This window comes from Nostoc sp. FACHB-110 (assembly GCF_014697425.1).
In the GTDB taxonomy this organism is placed as follows: domain Bacteria; phylum Cyanobacteriota; class Cyanobacteriia; order Cyanobacteriales; family Nostocaceae; genus Nostoc_B.
The window spans coordinates 1-11803 of the sequence record NZ_JACJRU010000077.1 but is presented as its reverse complement, the minus strand read 5'-3'; the positions used below and the strand labels follow the sequence as shown (position 1 = coordinate 11803).

At 37.5% G+C, this 11803-nt stretch carries 14 protein-coding genes; 2 read left to right on the top strand and 12 right to left on the bottom strand.

The genetic code is table 11. From position 1 onward, the window contains the following. Positions 1–89: 89 nt before the first annotated feature. The 8 genes from H6G69_RS34285 to H6G69_RS33005 form a co-directional block, all read right to left on the bottom strand. A complete protein-coding gene (locus tag H6G69_RS34285; protein WP_397327065.1) occupies positions 90–893 on the bottom strand; it encodes an ATP-binding protein in 804 nt (267 codons plus the stop codon). Between the two features lie 59 nt (positions 894–952). Continuing rightward, positions 953–1345: a hypothetical protein gene (locus H6G69_RS34280; protein ID WP_242072269.1), complete on the bottom strand. Its 393-nt coding sequence runs from the start codon at positions 1343–1345 to the stop codon at positions 953–955. Then, positions 1332–3566: a Mu transposase C-terminal domain-containing protein gene (locus tag H6G69_RS33025; protein ID WP_190693925.1), complete on the bottom strand. Its 2235-nt coding sequence runs from the start codon at positions 3564–3566 to the stop codon at positions 1332–1334. Before H6G69_RS33025 ends, H6G69_RS34280 begins: the two co-directional genes overlap by 14 nt. 22 nt (positions 3567–3588) lie before the next feature. Beyond that, positions 3589–3801: a TnsA endonuclease C-terminal domain-containing protein gene (locus H6G69_RS34275; RefSeq protein WP_313952675.1), complete on the bottom strand. Its 213-nt coding sequence runs from the start codon at positions 3799–3801 to the stop codon at positions 3589–3591. A 9-nt stretch (positions 3802–3810) separates the two neighbouring features. After that, the gene (locus H6G69_RS33020; protein WP_242072268.1) at positions 3811–4407 is read right to left on the bottom strand and encodes a TnsA endonuclease N-terminal domain-containing protein; all 597 of its coding nucleotides are present in this window, start codon (positions 4405–4407) and stop codon (positions 3811–3813) included. A 133-nt stretch (positions 4408–4540) separates the two neighbouring features. Beyond that, the gene (gene glmS, locus H6G69_RS33015; protein WP_190693923.1) at positions 4541–6433 is read right to left on the bottom strand and encodes a glutamine--fructose-6-phosphate transaminase (isomerizing); all 1893 of its coding nucleotides are present in this window, start codon (positions 6431–6433) and stop codon (positions 4541–4543) included. 393 nt (positions 6434–6826) lie between these two features. Next, a complete protein-coding gene (gene psaC, locus H6G69_RS33010) occupies positions 6827–7072 on the bottom strand; it encodes a photosystem I iron-sulfur center protein PsaC (protein WP_012411495.1) in 246 nt (81 codons plus the stop codon). A gap of 416 nt (positions 7073–7488) precedes the next feature. Further along, the gene (locus tag H6G69_RS33005) at positions 7489–8187 is read right to left on the bottom strand and encodes a hypothetical protein (protein WP_190693921.1); all 699 of its coding nucleotides are present in this window, start codon (positions 8185–8187) and stop codon (positions 7489–7491) included. 393 nt (positions 8188–8580) lie between these two features. Here H6G69_RS33005 and H6G69_RS33000 point away from each other — a divergent pair, with 393 nt between their 5' ends. Beyond that, a complete protein-coding gene (locus H6G69_RS33000; RefSeq protein WP_190693919.1) occupies positions 8581–8940 on the top strand; it encodes a KGG domain-containing protein in 360 nt (119 codons plus the stop codon). Positions 8941–8977: 37 nt separating this feature from the next. Here H6G69_RS33000 and H6G69_RS32995 read toward each other — a convergent pair whose 3' ends face one another. After that, complete coding sequence (locus tag H6G69_RS32995; protein WP_190693917.1) at positions 8978–9115, bottom strand: hypothetical protein; 138 nt, start codon at positions 9113–9115, stop codon at positions 8978–8980. Positions 9116–9307: 192 nt separating this feature from the next. On the opposite strand from H6G69_RS32995, the gene H6G69_RS32990 reads away from it, so the two are divergent. Next, positions 9308–9886, top strand: a complete 579-nt coding sequence (locus H6G69_RS32990) for a Uma2 family endonuclease (protein WP_190693915.1) — start codon at positions 9308–9310, stop codon at positions 9884–9886. A gap of 192 nt (positions 9887–10078) precedes the next feature. Here the strand turns inward: H6G69_RS32990 and H6G69_RS32985 are convergent, their stop codons facing one another. From H6G69_RS32985 to H6G69_RS32975, 3 genes are read right to left on the bottom strand one after another with little or no spacing between them, the layout of a single operon-like run. Continuing rightward, positions 10079–10534, bottom strand: a complete 456-nt coding sequence (locus H6G69_RS32985) for a ferredoxin (protein ID WP_190693913.1) — start codon at positions 10532–10534, stop codon at positions 10079–10081. Then, complete coding sequence (locus H6G69_RS32980) at positions 10534–10920, bottom strand: DUF1257 domain-containing protein (RefSeq protein ID WP_190693911.1); 387 nt, start codon at positions 10918–10920, stop codon at positions 10534–10536. Before H6G69_RS32980 ends, H6G69_RS32985 begins: the two co-directional genes overlap by 1 nt. A gap of 42 nt (positions 10921–10962) precedes the next feature. Then, positions 10963–11172 (bottom strand): DUF2997 domain-containing protein, encoded by a 210-nt coding sequence (locus H6G69_RS32975; RefSeq protein ID WP_190693909.1) that lies wholly within the window; start codon positions 11170–11172, stop codon positions 10963–10965. Positions 11173–11803: the final 631 nt, after the last annotated feature.

Genomic DNA, 11803 nt, shown 5'->3' with positions numbered 1-11803 from the left:
TGCGATCGCAGTTTGCTGATACTGGTTTCTCATTGTTCCTTGTTTGATAGTTTTATTTCTCCGTATTATCTCGTAGTCTTTTTCAGAAATCAAATATGATTCCTATATTCTGTAGTATCGAGATCAGCAATATCCTTATATTTAACCATCCACTCTCTGTCCCCTGACCTAATTGCATCTAGCATTGGCTTTACTAAATACAATCCTTCTTTAGCAACTTGACGAATTAGCTCAATAGTAATAATTTCTTGACCACCTATTGAAATCGCTCTCCATTGAACCATTTTATAAAGTTTTATAGCAATATCAATAATGCCCTGGCTTTCGTCGTAAAAAACTTCTTTTATTTCATCCGAGAAATGAACAGGTGTTTTTGTCCATTGGTATTCCCACATTCCTTCTAAGAAGTAACACCATTCATCATTATTTACCATTCTATTCCACATTCTACTTCCTTCTCCAGTATTTCTTCTGGCATTTCTAAAATTACCTTGAAGAAAACTAATGGCTTCATTCGTACCTACACGAATAACTGGAATTCCAATAGTATTATCGAGCTTTACTAAAAAATTTAATATTTCGTCTCTATTTCTTTTTGCAGTTGCTAAATTTTGTATTTCATCAATCACCAAAACTCCTAGATGATGAGTGTGTGCTGTTTGTGCAAGTTGAGCCAATAGATAATCTTCAGATGTGCGTGCTGGGTTAAATTTCTTTAATAAATTAGTTCCCAGCAATCCATCGATCCCTTTAAAAGTATCTATACATAAACCCTTTAGAGTTTTAGGGCAATCTACCCGCAGCCAAACTATTTGGTAAACACTATAATCAGGATGAAAAATTACTTGGTCATAAAGCTCAAGAATATTTTTAAAATTTGTAGTCTTTCCTATACCTGATGGGCCAATTAGAGTTAAGCCAGAAGCAGATGTAGGAAGATTAACGTAGCTTTCTAAATTTTTACCTCCTCCATTCCCATTGCATTATAAATTTGTCTAAAGCGATTTGCATATTCAGGTTTTAGAAGATTCCTTGACAGATAGCCTGTCATGATAAGCGTACAAATAACTTTTTGTAATTCAAGAGTGTGATTTTGAGGCTCAAAATATCTAGACAGCCTCTCAATACAATGAAATCTATAATGAGCTACAAGTTCCCTTTCTTGCTCATCAAAAACTGGTAGCCTTGTGACCTTATCTAAAAATTCTTCATCTGAGAGAATAGGAGGTAATGCCTGAATCAATGGATTAATGTTGTATTCTGGAAGTTTTTGATCTATGTATTTTGCAATAACTGCTGATTTTCCATTAGGAATATTAACAACTTCTTCCTCATTCCTTTCCACGTTTTCGCTCCTGTCTTTTACGTTTGAGTAAATCCATATGGTCAGGCTGTAATGGTTTTGAAGCCTCTGAATTTTCAGATTGAGCGTTGGGTTTATTCTTAGTAGTCTCAGTATTGGGAATTTCTTCTTTCGCTAATTCAAATGCTTCATTTTTACGTCGAGCATTTTTTTCGTCTGCTCTATTCTGTCGAATGCCACTAACTTTTTGTCTATTACTTATAGTATCATCTAAAACTGCCTCAGTCTCTTCTTTAGCCTGACCAACTATACTTTCTATATTTGCTATCAGATCAGCTTTTGCCTGTAATCGAGTACCTTGATTTTTTTGATTTTGCAACTTTTCATATGCTAATAAATAATCAATGTCATAAAAGTTTTTACCTAAATATCTTTGTTGCGATTCTAAAAGCCAACCTTTTTCAAATTCTCTACCGTTTGGGGAACGTAAATAAATAAAGTTTGGCTGCCGAATATCATATGATACATTCAATGATTTCTCTGACTTAGATAATAAACTACTTCTAGATTTTTCAAACCAAAATTCCTTCCTTGCTTTCTCGCAAGTGTAGTACATGCCTTTAAATTTGATACCACGAGCAGTAATTGTTGCTTTTTCGGTGGGCATTAAATTTAGCTTGACAATATCTTCTGGAGAAGTTCTCAGTCTACCAGAACGATTGGTAATTCCCCATTGCCATAATTCACTAGGTATAGGATTAATATCATCAGTAATCATCATTTCATCTCTAGCATAATCAATTAGATAATCATGGTTGTTATGCTGGAGAATCAAAAATATAACTATTTTAGTAAATTCATCTATGTTAAGCCTACCATCAAGGCGATAATCATGTCCTCCTCTCTGTCTAAAGTCAGTATCTATATAACCAGGAACAAATGGTTTGACATACCCATGAATAATGCGAAATTGTCTTTCCACTAATCCTTTCCAATCTGCTCGATAAGGAGCAGCATTTTCAATACGAATATTTAAATTAGGGATTAATGTTTCTACTTTCATCCCTGCTAATTCACCTCTGTCGCCCAAAATGGTATCAGGAATATGCTTGCATGGCCACTCATCTTCAGAAATCTCTATACCATACTCCCGACAAAACTTTACCTTCTCTGTAGTTGCATTGGCTAAAGCCATCATTGCTCCTGTCCAAGATGGCCCTTCCAATCCGACGTAAACCCCAGTTATCATGCGACTAAAAACATCAATTATCACATATATAACAGGTCTACCAATAATCCAGTTGCGGTTGTAAAGGGATACTAAGTATACATCTGCAATCGTAGCATCAATTTGATATCTAGACCCTGGCCCAATAGTTTCCAGTTGAGAAGTTCCGGTAATGGCTCGATTTTCTAAGGCATATTTTCTCGAACCCTTACGAGATATAATAGTTTTTCTAATATCAGTTTGTTCTACTTCGTACCAGTATTTAAATTGGGTAAATGTAGGTCGTTTATCTGGAGAAATTAAAATACTTTTCTTGACTCCATTACTATCATAATAAAAATCTTCAGCGTAATATTCCTTAATCATTAAATCATAAGCAGTTGTTAAAAAATTTTCTTTGGAATTATTATAGAATTTAGCAATTGCAAATCTAAATAATCTTTTGTCTTCTTCTGTAACATTTCTGCCGATACCAATTTCTGAAACTTGGGCGTATTTTCTAGGTCTTCCTCTCTTCTTATCCCCAGAAGCTTTAGGCTTTCCTTTACCACCAGAATTTGCATAATCAGGCAAGAGTGCATTCTTATTTTTACCCCTCTGCCAAAATCTTCTTAAATATTTATAAACAGTTATTGGTACTAATTCACTTTCAGTTCTACCTGCATTATATTTTTCGATAACCTGTTGAACTAAAGTACCTCTATAGTTCCGATAATATATCGAAGGTTCTTGAGTAACGATAAATGAAATTATTTGCCAAGCCCTATCTCTAAGTTCTTTTTCCTTCGGTGATAAATCTTCATCTCTTACTATTCTTGCCCACGGGTCTAATTTAAGCTTCAAGGCATGACCATCAGAAATAGCTTCTCTAATCTCTGAAACTTTTTTAGCCTCTGGAAATCCTGTTTTAGCGTTTATATCATAAACAAAGGCAATAATATATCCTTCATCAATCCAGAGAACTCGTTCTATAAAGTTATTACCTGATTCATCAATCCATTCAATCAGGTCATTTACAAACAAATCATGAATCATACAAAGTACCTCGTCCTATATTCTAAAAAATTATTTTTTGAATTTCTTTAGAAGAAGGACAACTAGATATTTTAGTTACCAGCATATCCATAATGATTTCTTTCCTAGCAATAAGGTGTCTAAAAAGATAAAGAGATGTGCCAGACTCTATATTCATATTCCTATCTAAAGCCGTTGTTATTTTATTGATACTGGCATCACTTTCCTGAAGTCTGAACTTTAAAATATTTGCGATGTTACGTAATTATTCAAGATTTATATCTACATTTTCTTCTAATTTATATGCAGTATGAATCCATTCAACATTCTCAGCTAATTGTTTAGGGACTTCTTTTTCCGTGATTATTCCCCAATCAATACCTTTGGCAGCAAAGTAACGTTTTTCTAACTCAAATTTTTCAGCTACCGAATGACTTCCCAAATCCTTTATTAGCTTAAATGTTCGTGCTTTCTGAACTATCTTCTTACCTTGCTTGACAGAAAGCATAAAATCCGTGGTTAAAACATAGGGTGTATTGCTTTGCGGGTCTTTGGGATAGTTAATACCCATTTCATCTGCAATACTAATTGCTAAGTCCAGATCCAGTAGAGGAAACTGCTCTCTAATATCAACGATCGCATCTGACCACTCAAATACATAAAACAGTCGCTTCTCGTTATCAGAAAAAAGATGATGTTCTCGGTTTGTTTTCCAACCTGGTGGTCTGGAGACACGACCCTTTGAGGGAAAGTCCTGAATCTTTATCCACGGCTTATAGTCTTTGCCACTACCCTGACCTCGGCCTTCCTTACAATCACGCTCAAACTTGGCTTGCGTCCAATCTTGTTTGCTTCTAGCCATAAAAACTCCTGTAGATGCTTGCAGATACACCTACAGGATAAATTGTACAACTTTTTTATATATTGTATAACTTTTTTATTTATTATACGACTTTTTTATTGTTGTACAAAGCTCTACTACCTCTATCAATAACTTATTCTACCGTTACAGACTTAGCTAAGTTTCTTGGCTGGTCAACGTCCAAACCGCGACGGGCGGCGATGTGATAAGCCAATAGTTGTAGAGGTACTACTGTAAGGATGGGCGAAAGTAATTCATCCACTGATGAAACGGGGAGTAAGTCGTTAAAGATTTCCGCCGCTTCGCCGTCTTTTACAGGTGTTACACCAATTAAGCGAGAATCTCTGGCTTTGGCTTCTTGGGCGTTGGAAATGACCTTTTCATACACACTACCAGGAACTGCGATCGCAACCACGGGAACTTTCGCATCTAATAATGCAATGGGGCCGTGTTTCATTTCCCCAGCCGGATAACCTTCGGCGTGAATATAGCTAATTTCTTTTAATTTCAATGCCCCTTCTAAAGCAATGGGGAAGTTAATTCCTCTACCCAAAAAGATGAAATCTTGAGTCTCTGCAAATTCGTGGGCTAAATGTTCTGTTAAACGTTCTTGACTTGCCAATGTTTCTTCAATTTCTTGAGGAATTTGTCGCAGTCCGTTAATAATTTGCTCTATAGTTTCTTTGGAAATTGTTTGACGACGGGCAGCTAAATCTAAAGCTAAAGCATAAAACGCCATCAATTGGGCAATAAATGTTTTTGTTGCTGCTACGCCAATTTCTATTCCTGCTAAGGTACTAATAATATTAGGAACCATGTGGCCAAGGCTACTTTCTGGGCGATTAGTAATCCCTAATAGTCGCGCCTCATATTTCGCCTCTTGGCCTTGGCGACGTTCTTTTTCCATTGCTAAGGCTGCCAAAGTATCAGCAGTTTCGCCAGACTGAGTAACACCAATAATTAATGTATTTGATGTTAATGGTGATGGTGCATAACGATACTCAGAAGCGTAGTGTACCTGAGTGGGAATTTGGGCTAATTGTTCTAACAAATGTTTGCCAACTAAGGCGGCGTGCCAACTCGTACCACAGGCGACAATGTGAATTTGTTCTAAATCTGCGTAGAGTGACTCAGACAAGCCGAGGTTAATAGGCGACACAGACGCATCACTGTAATTATGAAAATATGCTTCTAAATTAGCTCTTACTACTCCTGGCTGCTCATAGATTTCTTTGAGCATGAAGTGTTTGAATCCCTGCTTTTCTACCATTGTGGGACTCAAATTAAGCATTCTAGGTTGTTTTTTCAACCTTTCGCCAGCAAAATTGTAAATTTCCACACCTAATGGTGTCAGTCTAGCAATTTCGCCGTTATCCAACGGTAACACGGCACGGGTGTAAGCAACGATCGCCGGGGTATCAGAGGCACAGAAAAATTCACCTTGGCCAAATCCAATTACTAAAGGTGCTTGTTGACGCACCACAATTAATTCATCTGGAGAGTCAGCCGAAATAATTGCTAACGCAAATGCGCCCGTTAAATGGTTAACTGCTTGGCGAACTGCTTCTAATAAAGGAGAAGGCGAAAAAGGTAACGGTGGAGATGGTGGATTTTTCAGAAATTCAGCTATGAGATGGGGAATAACTTCTGTATCGGTTTCGGAAACAAACTCACAACCTTTTTGCTTGAGTTCTTCGCGTAACTCGCGGTAGTTTTCCACAATGCCATTTTGAATGACTGCTATTCGCTTGGTTGTATCTAGATGAGGATGAGCGTTGTGTTCCTCTGGTTTACCGTGAGTCGCCCAGCGAGTATGTCCAATACCAATTGATGCGGGTGTTTCCACTTGTTCTAGCTTAGAACGTAGGTTATGCAGTTTTCCTTTAGCTTTCACACAATCGAGTTTACCTTCCCAAATTGTAGCGATTCCCGCAGAATCGTAGCCTCTATACTCTAGTTTTTCTAAACCAGACAGTAAAATTTCTGTTGCTGCTTGAGTGCCGATGTACCCGACGATTCCACACATTGATCACACCATTTTGGTTTGAAGATTATTAAATCCAGTATAGTTGTTACCACAAATGTGAGGTTTTGTCACAAGTTTTAGGCGTGGGCAATCTGACTTTTTCACATAACGTGAAAAGTCAGAGGGTGTAGGGGTGTATGTATCCAAAACCCATTAACTCAGCCTCCACAGATAATCTTTGTGCGTAAGCCCTAAATAGGTAATTCTTTGGCTGATGACGCAGAAAAAAAGGAGCTAGTTGCTCCTTCTGCCACTAAGGTATTTTTAGGTTTTTTGAAGTTCTAGACTTAAAACTCTCCTGGTAAGGTGGGCAGTACCCACCCTACTATGCTAAAAAAGCTTGCTATGGAGAAACTCAATCGTGAGTCTGAGCAGACATTGAGAGCAAATGCCTCAATATGCTAGACCCATACTGCGAGTTGTTTCAGCCCCCAGGTAAACCCGGATGCTCAAGAAATCGGTGGGGCAAGCAGTTTCACAACGTTTGCAGCCCACGCAGTCTTCTGTGCGGGGTGAGGAGGCAATTTGAGCAGCTTTACAGCCGTCCCAGGGTACCATCTCTAGCACGTCAGTGGGGCAAGCGCGAACACATTGAGTGCAGCCAATACAGGTATCGTAGATTTTTACGGTATGAGACATTGAAAAAAGGCTCCTTTCGAGTTCTCTTCTCTGCGAAAGAATCATAATCAAGGCATAGTTTACCGCAGTGGCTTATCCGCCGTAAGTAAAAGGCTACATAACTTTAAACAATGTAATAGGCACTTTTCAAAATTCTAATTTGCGGAATTTCTCTGTTTCCTTAGAAATTAGCGACATTACAGCAGCGTATTTACCTCAATAACTCATAACATCGCTATCTAATTTGTAAAGATATATAAAGTGGAAGTTGCCTAGTCATTGAGTTATCTATGGTACTGATTAATTAGCTGCTATGTCTAGTCAAAGAATTGAGGTTTGTAACGTTTTTTAAATTATTAAGCAAAATTACCAATTTTATGTTTGCAATGAAGCGATCGCTCATAAATCACTAAACAAGGCATACGATAATTTCTGAATTACACTTTTCGACGATTTAAAAAGCTGATTATAGCATCAGCAGTGGCATCTATCTGTTTTCTTTTTTTTAAATAGTTAGTATAGTAACCAGTTAAATGTATATCTTTGCCAGAAGCTCGTAACAAACTAATTCGATAGCATTTAACGCTACGATTCCATCTTTCTTGAACTTGGACATCAATAATATCTTGTAGTGGATATTTTACAGTTCTCTTAATCAAAAACCACTGGCGTTTTTTGATAAGTAAACCACTAGTTTTATCAAAAATACAAGTAACGACTTCGCTACAAAATCCTAGCCAAACAATATTAATGCTAATTACTAACAGAAAAACCCTAAACACTCCAATATTATCCCTATCAACTTTTAAAGAAGCTGTTTGAGAATTTTTCACAAAATCATTTATATTACTTGTAATTCCATTAAGCTCAGTAATAGTGACATCAGGATGAAAAGTTGTGACAGATGATAATTCTATTTCTCCTTGTTCAGTCAGCAAAATTATCTGTTGTAATTGACTATGATAATCACCCCTCTGCTGTCGAACAACTTTAGCTCCTTGTAATTCTTTGATAGTAATCGTTTTAGTTGGGAAATATAAAATGTTTTCTTTCGTTAACTGACAGTTTGTTTGGCTGGGAAGTGGCCGCTGACAAACTAATTTGTTACTAGTGATTTGAAATGGAAAGAAGTTCAAGATGTAAGGTAGCCAAACTAAACAGCTAATTCCCCCCACTATCCACATATACCAAGGTCTAAAAGTTAGAGTTAGCTGATTGGGGCTATGCCGTAACATTGCCATATTTTACAGATATAGAGATGGATGCTCTAATATATCCTCAAACAAGAGCTATAGCCAGCAATAATTAATTTTTAGAATTTAAGGTTGATAACTAACTCTATGTTCTCAATATTTCTTTACTAATAACTTAGGTTATATATCGGAAGTGGTGATTTTTTCTGATGTGATTCTCTCCTATGGCTAATGAAAGCACCTGATATCACTAGCTAAATTGATAACGTGAATCAACTAAAAGTTTTTACTGACTTCTCCAGTCAAAAACTATAGTTTATAACCAGGAGCGATATTATGTCAGATACCAGTAAACGCGGTTTTGCCTCTATGGACGAAGACAAGCAACGTGAAATCGCTAGCAAAGGCGGACACGCTGCTCATGAAAAAGGTACAGCCCATGAGTTTACCTCTGAAGAAGCTCGTGAAGCTGGACGTAAAGGTGGCGAAGCTGTCAGCAAAGATAGAGAACATATGGCTGAAATTGGTCGTGAAGGGGGGAAAAATTCTCACGGTGGCGGCCGTAAAAAAGCCAGCGAAAATGATGATAATGATAATAAAGATACTGAATCAAAGGGAACTCAAGGCGGTAGCAGAGAGCAACACGCTGAAGCAGGTCGTCAAAGTCACAAGAACAAAAATAACAAGGACGAATAGTTACTTGTTGAGTTAGTGAAATAATTTTGGTGAGCTATTAGTTATAAGTGATTTGTGTTGCGATCGCTAAAATCTGCGGTAGTGGTAGACTAAACCCATCCCTAGCCGATAAATACATTACCAAAAGCACTAGCAAAATTGCAGAGTAAGTTAAAATCTGGTTTAGTTTAATCATTTTTTAGCTAAATAAAAGGAGGAAATCTAGCAACAGATTTTCTCCTTTTCTGATGTAATGATTGCTAAAATTTATGAGGGTAACTGTATATTGTCAGTTAATAATAATTAATCTACTTTTATTTTTGATTAATACAGAATTTATACAGGTATTGAACCTAGTCAACAAAAAAACGGGAATACTTATACTCCTATGACTGCACTGCAACTAAATCTTAATTCTGTAATTAAACTAACGAGAGAGCAGTTTTACCAATTGTGTGCAGAAAACCCCGACTTAAAATTAGAACGTAATGCCCAGGGAGAATTAATTATAATGCCACCGACAGGAGGGGAAACAGGCAGAAGTAATGTTAATTTGATTATGCAAGTAGCATTATGGAATGAAAATAGTCAAGCAGGTGAAGTGTTTGATTCATCCACTGGATTTACTTTACCAAATGGTGCTGATCGTTCTCCTGATGTGTCATGGGTGGAAAAATCTCGTTGGGAGGGTTTGACTAAAGAACAAAGAGAAAAATTTATTCCTCTGTGTCCAGATTTTGTTATTGAAATAATGTCACCATCCGACTCTTGGAGAAAAGTTCAAGATAAGATGGATGAATACATGGCAAATGGTTGTCGTTTGGGTTGGTTAATTAATCGAAAACAACAAGAAGTAGCAATTTATCGCCCAGGACAAGAAGTGGAAGTTATAAAATTACCTGAAACTCTTTCTGGCGAAAATATTTTACCTGGATTTGTACTTAATTTGCACAAAATTTGGCAGTAGAGACGCGAAATTTTACGTCTTTTACGGTCTGCAAGCAGTAAGTATCATATTTTGCGTGAAATGCTATAACATTTGAAATTATCAATTATTTTGATGATGATAGAAATGTAGTAATACTAAGTCTCTAAAAAAATTAAAAATAAAAGGACTGGCTGAACCAGTCCTGTAATAAATTTATTTAATTTGTTTATTTTAATAACGGGATTTTTTGAGTTTTTGCTTTTTCCGCCGTTTTTCAGAAGTAGCAACTGCCAATTCTACCGGATAGCCTACAACAGGAATTACTTGATATTTGCGCTCATCTTCTAAGTTTCTCAGTTCTGTGTAGTCTACCCAATGGATGCAATCAACCGGACAAGTATCAATTGCTTCTTGGATAACTTCTTCCGCGTCCCCATCTTGACGAATTACGCGCGATCGCCCGTAATCTGGTTCAATGTAAAAAGTATTTCGCGCAACATGGGCGCAGTGTTTACAACCAATACAGGTGATTTCGTCAACATAAACACCCTTTTGCCGCAACACTCCACCTAACTCCGGTTCCAAACCAGAACGTTCTGGGTCATCCCGCAAAAAACCGCCTAATTCTGGTTCCAAACCGGAACGGTTATCATCCTGTTCATCCGGCGAAGGCAGAAAGTCAGCCATTACGCACTCCAGCGTTGTACTACTAAGCGAATAGAACCGTCTGCATTTTTTTGCTGTTCAGTAACTTGAAAGCCAGCCATTGCAGTTTCTTTCACAACTGTTTGGAAAGCATAACGCTGTGATACTTGACGCAAGAAACCGTCTACAGACAAGTTTTGTTGCCAGTATTGTAAGTCAGCTACTAACTCATATTCTTTGCCATTCCATCTAAAGCCGATGTCATAGCCATTTTCCTGCTCAATGGTTACTTCCGCAGGATGAGTTTGACCGCGATAGCCACGTACCTCACGGGGGCCGGGTTTCCAGTCGATGCCTAAATCAGTTAGTGCATCTTTTAAGGAATCAATGTTACGGATTTGAGTCTTAATTTGGCTAAAGTGTGACATGGTGGTTGTAAATCGACGACAATAAACTGTTGGACGGAAAACTTACCATTCGCTGTAATTAGCTTGCGTATTCGCCACACCAGATTGTTGTACCTGATTAGCGAAAAATTCGGAAGTTGGCTCTTGACTAAGTACTTGCCCCAGCTGTGCTTCAATTGCCGCTGTAACCTCAGCACAAGAAGCTCCCACAATGCCAGTGACTTTTTCTTGTACCCGACCGTCTGGATAAATTATGAATTCTAATGTCTCCATGCTTTTGGCCAACCACGATAGTAAGCTTGGACTGAATACCTTAGCGCAATGCTAAGAAGCCTGCCCTAGGAACATTGTTACTTAGATACAAAAATGCCATTTTTTAACTAATGTTCCATCTCTCAATATAAATATCTCAGAAAATTTACAAAAGTTATTATTTTAATAAGTCAACACATCTGTCATTAGTTAGTCTCTCTTAACCTTCTAGAATAGTCAAGTTTTATAATTGAGTTTGTAAAGTCAAAGCTAAAGCCTTACTCAACAAGCACTCTTGGGTAGTATAGCTAGTGCTTAGAGTCATAAAACTATGCAATTTATTGAAAAAGTTTATCATTATTATTAGATTTAACCTATTCTCTCTAGGGTTATAGATGCTGAGAGTCATAGGTTAGATTGAAGCATCATCTTAAAGCCATGTACTTTAAGTAAGATTGTGAGCGATCGCTACAGTAAAACCGAAGATTCTCCGAAATAATTACCTGTACGTAGGTATGTAACTTTATCCTGGATGATCAGGGTATTTGACATACTCACCGACCTAAAGGTGCGGTGATTCTTGACGCTTCACCGGACTGTGCTGGCGAACCAGTCTTACCTGTCCTCTGCGCCCGTTTAAGGTCGTGCCGAT